Origin of the sequence: Rhizobium sp. PRIMUS64 (assembly GCF_023006465.1) — a bacterium.
GTDB classification, from domain to species: Bacteria; Pseudomonadota; Alphaproteobacteria; order Rhizobiales; family Rhizobiaceae; genus Rhizobium; species Rhizobium leguminosarum.
Map to the genome: position 1 here is coordinate 47,000 of NZ_JALBGX010000015.1, position 15,742 is coordinate 62,741.

Sequence of the window (15,742 nt, forward strand, 5' to 3'; positions counted from 1 at the left end):
TCAGACTTTCTGGGGATCGGAAGAGGCGCTGGCCTTGGCGAGGTGGATCATCTGCCCCGAGCGCGCCGATCTCTTGATCGCCTCGACGACCCTGAGAGTAGCAAGGCCCTCCCGGCCACTCACTAGAGGCGTGGCATCACCACGGATAACGTCGCAAAAATGTCTGAGCTGAACGCAAAGGGGATCGGCTGCTGCGTAGGGCACCCGCTCCTGGGCAAGCTGCTCCAGCCAATCGGGCCTCGAAGGGCTCGTCCACAGTGTCAGATCAGGAATTCCGAGCGAGCCCTTGGTGCCGCCGATCTGGTAGCAGAATTGATCGTAACGGGGAAAAGCAGGGTTCTCCCCGGTGGTCATCTCCCAGCTCCAGGGCGCCGCCACCGCATCACTGCCGTTGAGAGTGGCAAGCACCCCGCTTTCGAAACGCAGCGTCACGACAGCCGTATCCTCGACAGCATGGTTCCGCACGGCGTGGGATTCCATCGCATGGACGGCTTCGACCTCGCCGAAGAAATATCGGAAGAGATCGACATCGTGGATCAGGTTGACGAAGATAGGGCCGGCGCCCGCTTCGCGCCGCCAGGGGATGTCGAAATACTCGTCGGGCTTGGCGACCCAGAACGTGCCGTGCACCGTGATGATCCGGCCAAGCCTTCCGCCGTCGACGATCTGCTTGACCGCCTGGATCATCGGATTGTGGCGCCTGTGATGGCCGACCAGCACCTGTATGCCTGCCTTCTCGCCGGCGGCAACCAGTGCCCCTGCAGCATCGACATCGTCGGCGATCGGTTTCTCGATCAGAACAGGGATGCCGGCAGCGACGATCTCCGTTCCGTTCTCAACGTGGAGCTGGTTCGGTGTTGCCACGATGACGCCGTGAGGCCTGTCCTCGACGCGGATGTCTAGGAAGCTCCGGTACCATCGGGCGCCGACATTCTCGGCAAAGTCGCGACCGGGGGCAGAAGGATCGATCACCGCCGAGAGAACGGTTCCCGGCTCTGAGATAATTCGCTCGACGTGGCGCCTGCCGATGAGGCCGGCTCCCATGACTGCAATCTCTAGCGGCTTCATTGCCGGCTCCCATAATTTGCCAGACGCATCGACCCTGAGACGCCTTACTTCCGCAGGATTTCTCCGAGGAATTTCCTGGTTCGCTCATGCTGTGGGTTTGTGAAGAATTCGGCGGGCGGGGCTTCCTCGACGATCGCGCCGCTGGCCATGAAGATCACGCGATCGGCGACCTGGCGGGCAAAGCCCATCTCGTGCGTGACGCAGATCATCGTCATGCCCTCATCGGCCAGCGCTATCATGGTATCCAGCACCTCTTTGACCATCTCCGGATCAAGCGCCGACGTCGGCTCATCGAACAGCATCACTTTCGGCCGCATGCAAAGCGCGCGGGCGATGGCCACCCGCTGCTGCTGGCCACCAGAAAGCTGCACCGGATATTTGTCGGCCTGCTCCAGGATCTTGACCCGCTCGAGCAGCCCGCGTGCCCGTTCCTCGGCCTCCGCCTTGCCGACGCCGACAGCTTTCATCGGCGCCAGCATGCAGTTCTGCAGCACGGTCAGATGCGGAAACAGATTGAACTGCTGGAAGACCATGCCGACCTCACGGCGGATCGCATCGATGGTCTTGGCCTGGTTACCGAGAAGAATCCCGCCAACGCGGATTTCCCCTTTCTCGTAGGTCTCGAGATGGTTGATGCAGCGAATGAGCGTCGATTTCCCGCTGCCGGAAGGCCCGCACAAGACGATCCTCTCGCCGCTGCGAACCGATATGTTGATGTCGTGCAGGGCTTGAAAAGCGCCATACCACTTCTCCACCCGCTCCATGGTGATCATGGTCTCTGCGCCTTGAGCAGGATTGGGACTGGTCATCATATGAACTCCACGTTGGCGGCTGGATCGCATCGAAGAACAGGGATGCGGATCAGCGCGCAGAAACGGCAAACTTTCGTTCGAGGCGCGCGCCAAGAATCGTCAGTGGGCAGCACATCAGGAAATAGAGAATGCCGACGATGCCGAAGACCGTCAGCGGCTGGAAGATCTGGTTGGAGATGATGTTGCCGGCCCGCGTCAGCTCGGTGAAGCCGACGATCGATGCAAGCGAGGTACCTTTGATCAGCTGCACGAGGAAACCGACCGTGGCAGGCAGCGAGATGCGCAGCGCCTGCGGCAGGATGACATCCTTCATGCGCGACACATATCTGAGGCTGAGAGCCTTTGCCGCTTCCGTCTGGCCGCGCGGAACCGCTTCGATCGAGCCGCGCCATATCTCGCCCAGATAGGCGCTTGCATGCAGGGTCAGGCCGATGGCAACGGCCACCCAGGCATCGAGCATCAGCCCCACCAGCGCCAGGCCGTAATAGACGACGAAAAGCTGCATCAGCAGAGGTGTTCCCTGGAAGATAGCGATATAGCCGGCCGTCAGGCGTTCCAGCAGCGGTATGCCCGAGGCGCGCGCAAGGGCGACGCCGAGCCCTGCAATGCAGCCGCAGACGAAGCCGACAGCGGACAGGACCACGGTCCACTTCAAGCCGATCAGGAGGAAGACGAATTCGTCGTGACCCATGGAATTCCTCCTACTTGACCGGATATTTGAAGTAGCGCGCCGAAAACAGCGCGAAGATGCGCATCATCAGCCAGGAGATCACGAAATAGAAAATCGTGACCGTGAAGTAGACCTCGAAGCTGCGGAAGCTCTCCGACTCGATGCGCTGCGAAACGGAAGTCAGCTCGTAGGCCGAAATCGCCGATGCAATGCTGGTGGTCAGCGTGAGGAGGACGAACTGGCTGGTCAGGGACGGATAGATCGCCCGCAATGCCGGCTTGAGGATGATCAGCCGGAAAACCTGAGCCTTGTGCAGACCAAGGGCCAGACCCGCTTCCATCTGTCCCTTCGGGATCGACTGAACGCCACCGCGAATAATTTCGATTGCGTAGGCACCCCCGTTGATGCCGAGCGCGATAATCGCCGTCGGCGTCGGATCCAGCCTGATGCCGGTGAGCGGAAGCGCAAAATAGATGAAGAAGATCTGGACCAGAAAAGGCGTGTTGCGGATCAATTCGACGAAGGCGATGACCAGCCATCGCGCCGGCTTGAGCGCAGAGTCGCGCAGCGCAACGCCGCCAATTCCGATGATGATCGCCAGCAGCATCCCACAAATGGCAAGCAAGAATGTCCCGAGGCAGCCAAGCAGAAGGCTCGGCAGGCCATCTATGACCGGGGTGAAATCCAACTTATAGTTCATGGCGATCCTTCGGTCCGTCTTCCTGAAAGTTCAGTCCCGCTTGACCATGCCTGCCATCGCCTGGACAGCGAGTTCATAGCCGTCGGCTCCAAAGCCGATCATGATGGCCGTGACAACGCGCGAGATCAGCGAATTGTGGTAGATGCTCTCGCGCGCATGAACATTCGAAATATGCAGTTCGATTTTCGGCGGGTCGAACATTTTCAACGCATCGAGAAGGGCGATCGATGTGAACGTATAAGCGGCAGGATTGATGATGATACCACAGGCGTCAGTCCGGGCTTGGTGCACGCTTTCGACGAGTTCGCCCTCGAAATTGGTCTGCCGAAACTCGACGTCGAATCCGAGCGCCTTTGCCTTAGTCACGCAGCGTTGCCTGATGTCGGCAAGCGTCGTGGTTCCATAGATCGCCGGCTCGCGCTGACCGAGAAGATTGAGGTTCGGTCCATTGAGCACAAAGATTGACTTGTTCATGATCGCGCTCCCGGACGCGGGCCGAAGCCGGTCTCGAAACATGATGGTAGCGTTGGCGGGCATCACTAGGGACGCCCGCCTCCACGGCTAAATGCTCGGTTTATGGAGCTTTCAGTTTGCGGCGAACGGAATGCCCTCGAGGCTAGCTGGGAATTCCGGGACCGGAACCTTCATCCACTTGTCGTAGACTGCCTTGAGTTCGCCGTTGGCCTTGATCTTGTCGATGAAGGTGTTGATCGCCGCATTGATTTCCTTTTCGCCGAGACGCGTGCAAGCACCGTTATAGAGCTTCTGGAACTCAAGCTTGTTTTCGAATTCGCCCGGACGGGCCTTCTCCACCCGGTCCATATAGAAGATGTTGCCACCAAGCGTCTCGACCTGGCCGGACACGAGCGCCTGGACGCTTGCGGCGTCTCCGTCATAGCGTCGGATGGTCGTGCCTGACGGTGCGTTCTTGGTGACCTGCGTGTCCTGAGCTGCACCCTTGGCCACGCCGACCGTGTACTTGGCCATGTCGGCATTCATCTTGATCTCTGCGGATTTCGGACCAATCAGAACGATGGCGTTGGCAACATAGGGCTTGCTGAACTGCACGGCCTTTGCGCGATCTGGCAGCATCGCCATCGTCGCGAACAAAACGTCGACGCGGCCGGCGGTCAGTGCGGGAATGCGGTTGTTGACTTCAAGCGGCACGAACTCGACGGAAACACCCAGTTCCTTTGCAAACAGCGTTGCGATGTCGGCATCGAGGCCGTCCTGTTTGCCGCCGCTGGTCACAAAGCCCCAGGGCGGGTTGTCGCCCTGAATCCCGACGATGATCTTGCCGCGAGCCTTGATTTCGTCAGGCGTGACGGCGGCGGCCGGTTGCGCCAAGGTGACGGCAGCCACCAGGGCCGCGGCTCCGAGCATCGCATTTCGGCGCGTTAGCAAAGACTTGAACATGTAATACCTCCTCCTTTGGCGGTCATTCGACCGGACAGCCACCTCACCTTTTGACTGTGAGAGGAATGATTGCCAGAGACGAGCACTCAAATCAACAGAGTTTTTCAAAATCATATGAGAATTTATAATAAGACACGCTATTTGAATTCCTCACGACATTTGCCATAATAGTCGCGAGCGGTTTTCTGGACGCATCGTCGTGTTCGGCGCTCGTTCAATCTCGCACGGATATCGGAAGGGCTTTGACATGAGGACCTCGATTGCGACTGTAACGATCAGCGGCGAACTGCCGGAGAAGCTCGAGGCGATCGCCCAGGCGGGCTTCGATGGTGTCGAGATCTTCGAGAATGACTTCCTTGCCTTCGACGGAAGCCCGGCTGATGTCGGGAAACTCGTCCGCGACCATGGCCTGGAGATCACCCTGTTTCAGCCATTTCGTGATTTCGAGGGCATGCCGGAGCCGCTGCGAAGCCGGACATTTGACCGTGCGGAACGAAAGTTCGACGTCATGCAGCAGCTGGGAACGGACCTTGTGCTCGTCTGTTCAAACGTCTCGCCGGCAGCCATCGGCGGCATCGACCGGGCAGCAGACGACTTCCGTGAACTCGGCGAACGTGCCGCCAGGCGTGGACTGAGGGTGGGCTACGAGGCGCTTGCCTGGGGTCGCCACATCAGCGACCACCGCGACGCCTGGGAGATCGTGCGTCGCGCCGATCATCCGAATGTCGGTCTTATCCTCGACAGCTTCCACACCTTGTCACGCAAGATCGACGTCAATTCCATCCGCTCGATTCCCAAAGAGAAAATCTTCATCGTCCAGCTTGCCGATGCTCCATTGATCGACATGGACCTGCTCTATTGGAGCCGCCACTTCCGAAACATGCCAGGTGAAGGCGACCTTCCCGTCACGGCGTTCACCGAAGCCGTCGCGGCAACCGGTTATGATGGATATTTCTCCCTGGAGATCTTCAACGATCAGTTTCGAGGCGGTTTGTCGCGTGCGATTGCGGCCGATGGCCATCGATCCTTGATCTATCTTGGCGATCAGGTGCGCCGCCATCTCGGCATCGGCAGCATGACCGGAGCGGCGATGCCGGAAAGGCCCTCCGTAAAGGGAGTCGGCTTCGTCGAGTTTGCCACGGACGAACAGGATGAAGTCGAGCTGGTTGCATTGCTGCGCACCCTCGGGTTCAAGAGGACTGCGGTCCACCGCACGAAAAAGGTCTCTCTTTTCGAGCAGGGCGAGATACGGATCCTCGTCAATGTCGATCAGGCAGGATTCGCGAATGCGGCCTACGCCGTTCACGGTACTTTTGCATATGCCATGGCCCTGGTCGTCGACGATGCCGTCAAGGCATATGAGCGCGCGCTCGCCTTGGATGCCGAGCCATTCACCCAGCCCGTCGCGGAGGGTGAGCTCGAGCTGCCTGCCATTCGGGGCGTGGGAGGCGGGATCATCTATCTCATCGACGACAACAGCGCATTGGGTCGCTTCTCCGAAATCGACTTTCAGCCGGTTACGGACGACAGCGACGCGCCGTCGGCAGGCCTTTTGCGCATTGATCACGTCGCCCAGACGGTCGGCTACGATGAAATGCTCACCTGGCTTTTGTTCTATACGTCCATTTTCGACACGCGGAAGACCCCTATGGTCGATATCATCGATCCAGCCGGGGTGGTCCGCAGCCAAGTTGTCGAAAACGAGTCCGGCGCGCTGCGCATTACCATGAACGGAGCCGAGAATCGCCGTACCCTGGCGGGGCATTTCATTGCCGAGAAATTTGGGGCCGGCATACAGCACCTGGCGTTTTTGACCGACGATATCTTTGCAACCGCCGAAAGCCTTCGTGTTTGCGGTTTCAGATCGCTGCACATTTCGCCGAACTACTACGACGACGTCGAAGCGCGCTTCGGCCTCGATCCTGTAATGACCGAGCGGCTGAAGGCGGAAAACATCCTCTATGACCGAGACGAGCATGGCGAATATTTCCAGCTCTATAGCGGAACATATGGAGAGGGTTTCTTTTTCGAGATCGTCGAGCGCCGCGGCTACCGCGGATACGGCGCGCCGAACGCTATTTTCCGGATCGCCGCTCTGAAGAAACAGATGCGTCCGGAAGGAATTCCGAAAGACGCCTCTTGAGTTATTGTTTAGGAGCGGCTCAGCTTTTCATGAAAGCGCAGGCCGCTCTAACCTTTTGTTTTGCGCATTCCGGACGGAAAACCGCGTCGCACTTTTCCTGGAATTGCTCTAAGCAATCCGGCCGCTCTTGAGCACATGGTCCACGCCGCTTTGAACGTGCCGTCTGACGACGTCGGTCGCGCCGGCAACGTCACGCTGAATGGAAAGTTCAAACAGAAGTCTATGGTCATCGACAACAGGCTTTCCGCGAAAACTCTCCGCCAGCATATGGTAACGAAGAAAGCGGTCGAAGACGGATGACAATGTCGCCATCAGCGTCGCTGAATTGCAGGCAGAGACGATCGCCTGATGGAACTCCCAGTCGTATCGGACCCAGTCGACGGTCCGCGAGACATCGCCGGCGAGGAGCTTGCGTTCAGCAGCAGCCAGTCGGTGATGTGCGGCGACGATGCGCCCCTCCCATTCAAGATTTCCCGCAGCGAAGGCAAGGCCGATCGCATGTGTTTCAAGAACGATCCTGAGGTCGGCGAGCTCCAGAAGTTCGCGGCGCGAAGCAGGGCTGACTTCGAAGCCACGCTGCCCCTCGGCGACAACGAGGTTTTCCGTGGTCAGGCGGCTCAGAATTTCGCGCAGCGATGAAATGCCGATGGAGTAGCGCTCCTTTGCCTGCTCCAGCTTGATCTTGGCCCCCGGCGGCAATGTCCCTGAAATGATATCCTCGCGGATTTGCCGGAAGACGACATCGCTTACTGTTTCAGCCGGGTCATGGACTTGCTTGAGCATGGCTTTTCCTGGTTTCGCCGAAATGCAATTTACGTGGTGGACCTAAAGCTCGATGAGAAACGTCCGGATCATTTCTATTTCAGCGTCCCTCTTGCCAGCGCATGTTCGACCCCGCCCTGGATATGCAGCACAAGCACCCGCTTGGCCGTCTCCGCGTCACGTCGCAATGCCGCATCCAAAAGCTGCTGATGTTCATTGGCCGCGACATCGCCTCGATAGGACAAGGCAACCATCTGATATCTGAGATATCTGTCGAAGATCACCGAATGCGTCTCCATCAGTAGTTTCGACCCGCAGGCGGATATCAGCGCTTGGTGGAACTCCCAGTCGTAGCGCTTCCAGTCCTCGGCCCTGCTGGTGTCGCCGGTTGCCATCACCTGTTCCATCCGCGCCAATTTGTAATGCGCCGATACCAGCGGAGCTTCCCACTCCACGTCGCCATGCAAGAACGACTGCTCTAGCGCATGTGTTTCCAGCAGAAGCCTCAGCGCCGCAGTCTCCTTGAGGTCCGAAACGGACACTGGAGACACTTCGAAACCTTTTTGTCCCTCGGCAACGACAAGCCCCTCGGACGACAGCCGATTGAGCACTTCTCGAAGTGTACTGATGCTGGTCTCGTAGGACTCCTTCAAGCTTTCCAGCTTCAACTTTTGTCCGGGGGTCAGCCGACCAAAAATGATGTCGGCCCGAATGCGCCTGTAGCTGCTCTCGGCAATGGTCTCGTTTATAACCGGCTGCAACATGGCGAGTCTCTTATATTTTCTGTATCGTCGGATATATCTCTTTCTGGCATTCTCAATCAAGGAAGCATTCGCAGAATAGGAATTAGAATTTCCTCATATGATGCTGGTTTGCCCGGAGAACGCGGAAGCGACTGGGTCGAGCAGGGCCTGAGCACAATACAGTGCCCCATGCCTGTTGGGCCAAGCCCTTTGACACGGCTTTCGCGCTGCTCCTAAAACTGGATTTTTTGGCTCAACAGGGCGGCAATTGTTTTTTCAATCGCGCGCAACCATCTAATAAGCATGACGTACGGGAAAATGTCCCCGCCCTCAGCAGCCCGTTTACCGAAAACCAACCATACTGGGTTGCTTTCCGAAGCGAAAGCCGATTGCTTAGGAAAATCTACTTCTTCTTCCGCTAGCGGTTAGGAGAATGAAAGGGGCCGCAGGCAAACCCGTGGAATTCTACTGCTTCGCATCGGGATGAACAATGACTACGATGGCGACGTGGGAAGGCCGGTTTGAAGAACGATGACGACAGATTTGTTTCAGGTAAAATTTTGGGGCGTCCGCGGCAGTATTCCCGTGTCAGGCCCCGAGTTCGATCGCTACGGCGGTAACACTTCCTGCATCGAAATTCGCTGCGGAAAACATCGGATGATCTTCGACGCAGGCTCCGGCCTGCGCGAGGCTGGGCTATCGATGATCGCCGACAGCGTCAGCGACGTCGATCTGTTCTTCAGCCACTGCCACTACGACCACATCATCGGCCTGCCCTTCTTCAAGGCGATCTATTACCCCTCGATCAACGTCAACATCTGGTCCGGCCATCTCGATGGCAAGATGAGCACGCGCGAAATGGTCGAGCAGTTCATCAGCCCGCCCTGGTTTCCCGTCAAGACCGACATCTGCCAGGCGACGATGAACTTCCGCGATTTCCATGCCGGTCAGGTGCTGACCCCTCACAAGGGCATCGAGATCAAGACCTTCATGCTGAACCATCCGGGCGGCGCCATCGGCTACCGCATCGAATGGCAGGGCCGCTCGGTCGCTCTCGTCTATGACATCGAGCATATTCCAGGCAGCTATGATCCGGTTTCGCTGGAGATGATGCGGGACGCCGATCTCGTCGTCTACGACTGCACCTACAATGAAGACGAGATGCAGCGCTTCAAGGGCTTCGGCCATTCGACCTGGCAGCATGGCACCGAGCTTGCGAAAATGGCGGGCACCAAGCGCTTCGCGCTCTTCCACCACGCCCCCTCCCGCACCGACGAACAGCTGGCGGAGATGGAAACGCAAGCGCAGGCAGCCTTCCCCGAATCCTTTGCCGCGCGCGACAATCAGATCGTGGTGATCTAGCAGCTCCGCTAAAGGCCTCCGTTATCCTGTCCAGTCCGAGGCTCTTCGACTACGTCGAACTGAGCAGGCCTGCGAACGTCACGACGGAACAGATGCTGGGCCGGACCGTTTTCCCCGCAGCGCAAAATCAACGAAACAGGCATCCGTCATGACCGTGCTTTCCGGAAAGTGTCTCTGCGGGCAGGTGCGCATTTCTGTCCGCGGCGAACCCTTACGCGTTGGAATCTGTCATTGCACGGATTGCAGGCAAGAAAGCGGTTCGGCCTTTACCTTTTATGGGATCTGGCCCGCCGGCCAATTCGAACATTCAGGGGAAACCGCCACGTTCCAAGGTCGGCATTTCTGCACCGGGTGCGGTTCGCGGCTGTTTTCCGCCGATGACCAGGAGGCGGAAATTAAGCTTGGCATCCTCTCCGAGGCGCCGACGCCTCTGGTGCCGAGCTACGAACTCTGGGTCAAACGCCGCGAGCCGTGGCTGCGACCGGTGGAAGGCGCCGAGCAGTATGACGAAGACCGAAGGTGAAGAGAACGACGAACGATTCTGAGGAGCTTTCCGATGGCCACTCTCGTCCGACATCGCTGGATGACGGTTGCAGGCGTCGAGACTTTTTACCGCGAGGCCGGCCGAGAAGATGCGCCGGTCTTGTTGCTGCCGCACGGATATCCCTGCTCATCCTATGAATTTCGCAATCTCATGCCGCGCCTTGCCGATCGTTGGCGCCTGATTGCCCCGGATTTCCCGGGTGCGGGCTACAGCGGTACGCCTGATGATTTCGACTACAGCTTCGATGGATACGCTGCCTGGCTGGAGGCCTTCATCGGTGCGATGAAAGTCGACCGGTTTGTCCTCTACCTCCACGACTTCGGCTCGCCTATCGGTGCGCGGTTGGCGATCAGAATCCCCCAGCGCATCGCGGCGCTGATCATCCAGAATGGCGATATCCCCTATGAAGATGCCCTCGGACCGAAGTATGCGGATATCGAGGCGACGTGGACGCTTCCAAGATCGGAGATGAGAAAGGTGCTGGCGGAGGCGGTCAGCGAGGCGGCTTTCAGGCACGAATTCCTCAACGATCTGCTGCCCCCTCTGGCTGACACCATCCCGCCAGATCTCTGGAAGTTGCATTGGTCGCTGATCACGCCGCGGCGCAAGGAGATCGCCATAGACCTGATCGCCGGACTGAAGGAGAACCGGGCCTGGTTCCCGCAACACCGCAAATATCTGCGCGAATACCGGCCGCCGACCTTGATCGTGTGGGGTCCGAACGACCACTACATGCCGGAAAAATCGGCTCGGGCCTATCTGCGCGATCTGCCGGATGCCGAACTGCATCTGCTGGGCGGCGGCCACTGGCTGCTCGAGACGCATCTCGATGACGTCGTAGCGCTCATGCGAGACTTCCTCGGACGCGTTCACGCCGCCTGATCGACATTTGCTAAGGCCCCAGCAGTTCCAACGCCGAAGACCAGCGGACGGCCGGATGCCGGCCCGTCACTGAAAACAAGGCCGACAGGAAATTCCAGGCTGCCGCATCATGCACCAGATGGTGGGTGAGGAGACCGACAGGCTCGTCGCTGCCGGCAAACCGGTCGCGAAGCTCGGCCACCAGCTCGGCCACCAATTCCGCCTCGCTCCGTCCGCCGCGCGTGCCGTGCCAGTCGATGATGTCGACATGGGTGTTGAGGAGCGTCATCGGACCGCCCTGCTTTGCCCGCCCATAGACCGAAAGAGCTGCAAATCCGAGCTCCGGCAACGCCGGGATGAGGGCCGCATCGATCCGGTTCCACGGCGGCACCAGCATCGGCAGGAAGCGAGCCGGATGCAGTTGCTGCAGCAGCCGGAACCCTTCACGCAACTCGCCGAGCACGGCCTCCGCCGGCCGCTCGCCGCCGAGTTCCTGCTTCTTCGCCTCAGGCCCTGCATGGTTCGTATGAGACCAACCATGCACCACAACAGTGATGGCTGTTTCCTCCACCAGGCGCGCGGCCAAGGCCTCACCGGTCAGGCCGGGAATAACCGCGAGCGTCAGCGGAATATCGTTTTCGCCCGCCAGTACCATCAGCGTCTCCAGCGCCAGCGTCGGCTCGACGGCGTCGTCATCGCGCAGCCAGAACCGCGCCACGCGGCCGGCAGCCTGCCAGCGGTCAAGCTCGCGGCACAGAGGGTCCCAGGCTATCCCGTCGGTCATCACGTCACTCCTGTTGCTGCGCTGTCGCGCAAAATTCCGTTCAATAGCCGCGCCGCCGTCGCAAGCGAGCGCTCGCCGAGCACGAAGCGCCGCGCCGTCTGCCCTATGGCGTCGCGCCTTTGCCTGTCGTCAAGCAAGGCGGTCACAGCCTCGGCATAGGCGGCGACATCGCCATCCGGCGTCAGCAAGCCGGTCACGCCAGCCTCGACCACCGCTGGCACCCCTGCCGTTTCCTGCGCAACGACAGGCAGGCCGGCGGCCTGAGCTTCCAGATAGGCAAGACCATAGGCCTCGCCGCAGCCGGGCCAGACATAGAGGCCGCCATGCCCAAGCAGTTCGGCGATCTCGACGGGATTCCGCTCGCCCAGCCATTCGATGCGGCCGGGAAAATCGGCAAACAGCGCCTGTACCTCCTGGCGCATCGGACCATCGCCGATGACGGCAAGCGTCCACGGGCGTTCTTCGATCAGCCGCAATGCTCTCGCGAGCATCGCATAACTGTCCATCTTGTCGCCGGCCCGCATCATCGCAACCGTCATCAGCCGGTGCGGATCGGGCGCCGGCGACGCCCTCTCGAACAGCGCCGTGTCGATGAAGGGTTTCAGCCCGGCAAGCCGCGCCTGCGGAAAGGCGGCTGTGAGCCCGGCCTGGTCGCGCTCGGTGAAGCTGATATTGACCGCCGCCTGCATGATCGCCTCGCCCACGCGTTTCTGTGATGCTGCCCAGCCGGTTCGGTCGCGTTTTGCCGCGTAGGAGGCTTCGGCGGTGACATAGGGAATCGCGAATTCGGCTGATATCGCCGGCCCGAAGGTATCGGGCGATTTGTAATAGGGGTGATAACAGAACCAGAGTTCCGGTCGCGGCCCAGATTTCCATGTCAGCCGCAGCCGCTCCAGCTCGGCGGAGATGGCGGGTTCGAGCGCGGCTGCCGCCTCCGGTGTCGAGGCATAGGTGCGGAATTCGGAAACGACGTCGACCTGATGCCCGCCAAGCTCCAGCGCCCGGATCAACAGCCGCGCCATCAGCCGGTCGCCCGACGGCACCGGATGGTTCGGCGATTTCATCGGCGCGTAGAAAGCCACCCGCATTGACACCTCACGTAAGACAGACTGTCTACAACTGACACTCGTGCTATCACGAAAAATTCCGCTATTGTCCCTTTCCCTAAAACTTGCGCATAAGCATATGGAATGTGATCGCGATCGAAGCAATTCCGCCTCTTTCTCAATCTCTATGGGCCTGCAGTTACATCGACAAGAACGGGAATGAATGACGACGGTCTCGGCCACAGGGATTTTTTCGGAACGGACGATCAGAAGGGCGAGGCTCGGTTCCGGCCTCGTCATTTTCATCTTCGTCCTCTTGCATTTGTCGAACCATGCGATTGGCCTGATTTCCGTCGCCGCCGCCGATAAAGCCGCCCACCTCTTTCTGGCGATCTGGCGCAATCCTCTGGGGACCGCCATCTTCTATTCGTCGGTCCTCATCCATATCGCACTGGTGCTGCGCGCCATCTACATGCGCCGCAGCCTCGTCATGCCGAAGGGGGAAATGGCGCAGATCGTGCTCGGCTTGATGATCCCGCTGCTGCTTATGGATCACGTCATCGGTACGCGCATCGCCCATGAGTTCTACGGCTACATCGATGACTACGAAACGGTCGTCAGTACTCTCTGGATCAGGAATCCGACAAACGGCGTGCGGCAGGTGTTCGGTGTCGTCGCCGTCTGGGTCCACGGCTGCATCGGCATCCATTTTTGGCTGCGCTATCGGCCCTGGTATCCGGACTTTGCGCCGCTGCTGCTGGCCCTTGCGATCCTCGTGCCGGTGCTCTCGCTGCTCGGCTTCGTTGAAATGGGCCGCACGCTCGCCGATCCGTCCTACCAGCAGGCAATGACGATCAGCGCCTACAAGGAGGGCGTCAACACCCGCTACGCTTCAAACCCGGAAGTTCATCGTCAGGTCGCCATGATCCGAGCCGGGCTCTACGGCGCATTCTCGGCCTCGCTGCTCATCGTCGTCGTCGCCCGCGCCCGCCGCAAGCTGAAGGAGCGGCTGGACCAGGTCTCCGTGCATTATCCGGGCGGCGAGGTGATCAGTGTGCCGCGCGGCTTCTCGGTGCTGGAAGCGAGCCGGCTCGGCGGCTTGCCGCATTATTCGGTCTGCGGCGGCAAGGGCCAGTGCTCCACCTGCCGGGTGCAGATCCTTGGCGATTACGACAGCCTACCGGCCCCCGACAAGATGGAACAGACGACGCTGAGGCGCATCAATGCCGGCCCGGATGTCCGGCTCGCCTGCCAGCTTCGTCCAAACAGCGATGTTGCGGTCGCGCCGCTTCTCGTGCCGGCGATCGAGGCTGCACTTCCTGCCAACAGCCAGGAGACGAGCCCCGGCCGCGAGCGCGAGATCGCCGTCCTCTTCGTCGATATCCGCCATTTCACCACACTGACGGAAACCCGCCTGCCCTTCGATGTCGTCTTCCTGCTGAACCGCTATTTCGCCATCATCGGCAAGGCGGTGGAGCAGGCGGGCGGGCGGCTCGACAAGTTCATCGGCGACGGCGCCATGGCGCTCTTCGGGCTCAACACCACGCCGGAGGAAGCCTGCCGCCAGGCGCTCAACGCGGCAGCAGCGATTGTCGCCGAGATCGAAAAACTCGCCGCCGAACTGGCCGATGAACTGGCACTGCCGCTGCGCATCGCCATCGGCATACACACCGGCCCGGCCGTCGTCGGCACGATGGGATACGGTCGGGTCCGCAGCATGACGGCGATCGGCGATACCGTCAATGTTGCGAGCCGGTTGGAAAGTGCTGCCAAGGAGTTCGAGGCGGCGATCGTCATCTCCGAACCGGTGGCGAACCTTTCGGGTGCTGACCTCGCCGGCATCGAAAGCCGTGAAATCAGTGTGCGCGGCCGGGCCTTGCCGTTGAAAGTCTACGTCATTCCGAGAGAGAAAGCGGCAGAACCGCTCGAAGGAAAAGCCTGATGCCCGGCGAGCCCTGGCTGACCACCAAGTACTGGAGCCGCCGCCTGCGCAAGGCGCGCAATGCCGCCGCTTCGCGCTTCTTCGACACCCGCTTCGGCCGCCGCCTGCTGATCGAGAATATCGGCCCGCGCGTCGTCTCGATCACGGTCGACGCTGGCGACCATCTGATGACCTTCTCGCCCGCCGACTATATCGGCCGCAAGGTTTTCCGGAAGGGCCATTTCGAGCGCGAGGCCGTCGACCGGCTGATCGTCATCTTGCGCGAGCGCGGCCTGCTCAGGAAGGATGCGACGCTGCTCGAGATCGGCGGCAATATCGGCACCCAGACGGTCTATTTCGCCTTGAGCGGCACTTACGCCAAGATCGTCAGCGTCGAGCCCGATCCACGCAATTTCCCGCTGCTTCAACTTAACATCCGCCAGAACCGGCTGGAGGAGAAGGTCCGCCTCGTCAACTGCGCCGCCGGCGAGCACGAAGGCGAGATCGACTTTTTCCTCAACCTCAACAATCACGGCAAGAGCAGCGCCATTCGCCAGAGCCCGACGGACAAGAAGATAAGCGTGCCGGTGAAGCCGGTCTCCGAAATCCTTGCCGGACTTTCAATCGACCCGGCTGCGATCGGTCTCGTCTGGATGGATATCGAGGGCTACGAGCCGGTCGCCTGCCGGTCGATGCAGCCGCTGCTTGGCCGCCGCGTGCCGCTCTATATGGAGTTCACGCCGCTCTTCTACGGAGCAGAGGCAACTAAAGCCTTCATATCAATGCTATCAGGCTTCTACGAGGATTGCCTCGTCCTCTTCGAGGGTCGAGAGGTGGAGATGAAGGTGCGGGATCTGCCGGGCGATGTCGATCAGTACAACGTGCTGTTTTTGCCGTAGAAGGCGCGTTG

The 15,742-nt window shown here is 59.9% G+C and carries 16 protein-coding genes; 6 read left to right on the top strand and 10 right to left on the bottom strand.

Translation table 11 applies throughout. From position 1 onward, the window contains the following. The 6 genes from MOV76_RS08945 to MOV76_RS08970 all read right to left on the bottom strand — a co-directional run bounded on the left by MOV76_RS08945 (position 1) and on the right by MOV76_RS08970 (position 4,666). Complete coding sequence (locus MOV76_RS08945) at positions 1-1,068, bottom strand: Gfo/Idh/MocA family protein (RefSeq protein ID WP_247264352.1); 1,068 nt, start codon at positions 1,066-1,068, stop codon at positions 1-3. Between the two features lie 44 nt (positions 1,069-1,112). Next, a complete protein-coding gene (locus tag MOV76_RS08950) occupies positions 1,113-1,877 on the bottom strand; it encodes an amino acid ABC transporter ATP-binding protein (protein WP_018246294.1) in 765 nt (254 codons plus the stop codon). A 52-nt stretch (positions 1,878-1,929) separates the two neighbouring features. Further along, positions 1,930-2,571: an amino acid ABC transporter permease gene (locus MOV76_RS08955; protein WP_183620542.1), complete on the bottom strand. Its 642-nt coding sequence runs from the start codon at positions 2,569-2,571 to the stop codon at positions 1,930-1,932. A 10-nt stretch (positions 2,572-2,581) separates the two neighbouring features. After that, a complete protein-coding gene (locus tag MOV76_RS08960) occupies positions 2,582-3,250 on the bottom strand; it encodes an amino acid ABC transporter permease (protein ID WP_018246292.1) in 669 nt (222 codons plus the stop codon). Between the two features lie 30 nt (positions 3,251-3,280). Beyond that, positions 3,281-3,724, bottom strand: a complete 444-nt coding sequence (locus tag MOV76_RS08965; protein ID WP_247264353.1) for a type II 3-dehydroquinate dehydratase — start codon at positions 3,722-3,724, stop codon at positions 3,281-3,283. A 111-nt stretch (positions 3,725-3,835) separates the two neighbouring features. Continuing rightward, positions 3,836-4,666: a transporter substrate-binding domain-containing protein gene (locus MOV76_RS08970; RefSeq protein WP_247264354.1), complete on the bottom strand. Its 831-nt coding sequence runs from the start codon at positions 4,664-4,666 to the stop codon at positions 3,836-3,838. Between the two features lie 247 nt (positions 4,667-4,913). On the opposite strand from MOV76_RS08970, the gene MOV76_RS08975 reads away from it, so the two are divergent. Continuing rightward, on the top strand, positions 4,914-6,809 hold the full coding sequence (locus tag MOV76_RS08975) for a bifunctional sugar phosphate isomerase/epimerase/4-hydroxyphenylpyruvate dioxygenase family protein (protein WP_247264355.1): 1,896 nt from the start codon (positions 4,914-4,916) through the stop codon (positions 6,807-6,809). A gap of 108 nt (positions 6,810-6,917) precedes the next feature. On the opposite strand, the gene MOV76_RS08980 is transcribed toward MOV76_RS08975, so the two are convergent. Both MOV76_RS08980 and MOV76_RS08985 read right to left on the bottom strand, forming a co-directional pair. Continuing rightward, the gene (locus MOV76_RS08980; protein WP_222285181.1) at positions 6,918-7,592 is read right to left on the bottom strand and encodes a GntR family transcriptional regulator; all 675 of its coding nucleotides are present in this window, start codon (positions 7,590-7,592) and stop codon (positions 6,918-6,920) included. A 74-nt stretch (positions 7,593-7,666) separates the two neighbouring features. Continuing rightward, positions 7,667-8,335: a GntR family transcriptional regulator gene (locus MOV76_RS08985; RefSeq protein WP_247264372.1), complete on the bottom strand. Its 669-nt coding sequence runs from the start codon at positions 8,333-8,335 to the stop codon at positions 7,667-7,669. 510 nt (positions 8,336-8,845) lie between these two features. On the opposite strand from MOV76_RS08985, the gene MOV76_RS08990 reads away from it, so the two are divergent. The 3 genes from MOV76_RS08990 to MOV76_RS09000 all read left to right on the top strand — a co-directional run bounded on the left by MOV76_RS08990 (position 8,846) and on the right by MOV76_RS09000 (position 11,102). Then, a complete protein-coding gene (locus MOV76_RS08990) occupies positions 8,846-9,676 on the top strand; it encodes an MBL fold metallo-hydrolase (protein ID WP_026231047.1) in 831 nt (276 codons plus the stop codon). A gap of 148 nt (positions 9,677-9,824) precedes the next feature. Then, positions 9,825-10,199, top strand: coding sequence for a GFA family protein (locus MOV76_RS08995; RefSeq protein WP_247264356.1), 375 nt, complete (start codon positions 9,825-9,827; stop codon positions 10,197-10,199). 33 nt (positions 10,200-10,232) lie between these two features. Beyond that, the gene (locus tag MOV76_RS09000; protein ID WP_247264357.1) at positions 10,233-11,102 is read left to right on the top strand and encodes an alpha/beta fold hydrolase; all 870 of its coding nucleotides are present in this window, start codon (positions 10,233-10,235) and stop codon (positions 11,100-11,102) included. A gap of 10 nt (positions 11,103-11,112) precedes the next feature. Here MOV76_RS09000 and MOV76_RS09005 read toward each other — a convergent pair whose 3' ends face one another. Together MOV76_RS09005 and MOV76_RS09010 are read right to left on the bottom strand one after the other, a co-directional pair. Next, positions 11,113-11,865, bottom strand: coding sequence for a polysaccharide deacetylase family protein (locus tag MOV76_RS09005; protein ID WP_247264358.1), 753 nt, complete (start codon positions 11,863-11,865; stop codon positions 11,113-11,115). After that, on the bottom strand, positions 11,865-12,953 hold the full coding sequence (locus tag MOV76_RS09010) for a glycosyltransferase family 4 protein (RefSeq protein WP_247264359.1): 1,089 nt from the start codon (positions 12,951-12,953) through the stop codon (positions 11,865-11,867). Before MOV76_RS09010 ends, MOV76_RS09005 begins: the two co-directional genes overlap by 1 nt. A 181-nt stretch (positions 12,954-13,134) precedes the next feature. Here MOV76_RS09010 and MOV76_RS09015 point away from each other — a divergent pair, with 181 nt between their 5' ends. After that, positions 13,135-14,853 carry an adenylate/guanylate cyclase domain-containing protein gene (locus MOV76_RS09015; protein WP_247264360.1) on the top strand — a complete coding sequence of 573 codons (1,719 nt, stop codon included), beginning with the start codon at positions 13,135-13,137 and terminating at the stop codon, positions 14,851-14,853. After that, positions 14,853-15,731, top strand: coding sequence for an FkbM family methyltransferase (locus tag MOV76_RS09020; protein WP_247264361.1), 879 nt, complete (start codon positions 14,853-14,855; stop codon positions 15,729-15,731). The genes MOV76_RS09015 and MOV76_RS09020 overlap by 1 nt, the downstream gene beginning before the upstream one ends. The last annotated feature ends 11 nt before the right edge of the window (positions 15,732-15,742 follow it).

Excerpts from the sequence above, each read along its gene's own strand:
- MOV76_RS08945 (WP_247264352.1), bottom strand. The coding sequence starts at position 1,068 with ATGAAGCCGCTAGAGATTGCAGTCATGGGAGCCGGCCTCATCGGCAGG.
- MOV76_RS08950 (WP_018246294.1), bottom strand. The coding sequence starts at position 1,877 with ATGACCAGTCCCAATCCTGCTCAAGGCGCAGAGACCATGATCACCATG.
- MOV76_RS08955 (WP_183620542.1), bottom strand. The coding sequence starts at position 2,571 with ATGGGTCACGACGAATTCGTCTTCCTCCTGATCGGCTTGAAGTGGACC.
- MOV76_RS08960 (WP_018246292.1), bottom strand. The coding sequence starts at position 3,250 with ATGAACTATAAGTTGGATTTCACCCCGGTCATAGATGGCCTGCCGAGC.
- MOV76_RS08965 (WP_247264353.1), bottom strand. The coding sequence starts at position 3,724 with ATGAACAAGTCAATCTTTGTGCTCAATGGACCGAACCTCAATCTTCTC.
- MOV76_RS08970 (WP_247264354.1), bottom strand. The coding sequence starts at position 4,666 with ATGTTCAAGTCTTTGCTAACGCGCCGAAATGCGATGCTCGGAGCCGCG.
- MOV76_RS08975 (WP_247264355.1), top strand. The coding sequence starts at position 4,914 with ATGAGGACCTCGATTGCGACTGTAACGATCAGCGGCGAACTGCCGGAG.
- MOV76_RS08980 (WP_222285181.1), bottom strand. The coding sequence starts at position 7,592 with ATGCTCAAGCAAGTCCATGACCCGGCTGAAACAGTAAGCGATGTCGTC.
- MOV76_RS08985 (WP_247264372.1), bottom strand. The coding sequence starts at position 8,335 with ATGTTGCAGCCGGTTATAAACGAGACCATTGCCGAGAGCAGCTACAGG.
- MOV76_RS08990 (WP_026231047.1), top strand. The coding sequence starts at position 8,846 with ATGACGACAGATTTGTTTCAGGTAAAATTTTGGGGCGTCCGCGGCAGT.
- MOV76_RS08995 (WP_247264356.1), top strand. The coding sequence starts at position 9,825 with ATGACCGTGCTTTCCGGAAAGTGTCTCTGCGGGCAGGTGCGCATTTCT.
- MOV76_RS09000 (WP_247264357.1), top strand. The coding sequence starts at position 10,233 with ATGGCCACTCTCGTCCGACATCGCTGGATGACGGTTGCAGGCGTCGAG.
- MOV76_RS09005 (WP_247264358.1), bottom strand. The coding sequence starts at position 11,865 with ATGACCGACGGGATAGCCTGGGACCCTCTGTGCCGCGAGCTTGACCGC.
- MOV76_RS09010 (WP_247264359.1), bottom strand. The coding sequence starts at position 12,953 with ATGCGGGTGGCTTTCTACGCGCCGATGAAATCGCCGAACCATCCGGTG.
- MOV76_RS09015 (WP_247264360.1), top strand. The coding sequence starts at position 13,135 with ATGACGACGGTCTCGGCCACAGGGATTTTTTCGGAACGGACGATCAGA.
- MOV76_RS09020 (WP_247264361.1), top strand. The coding sequence starts at position 14,853 with ATGCCCGGCGAGCCCTGGCTGACCACCAAGTACTGGAGCCGCCGCCTG.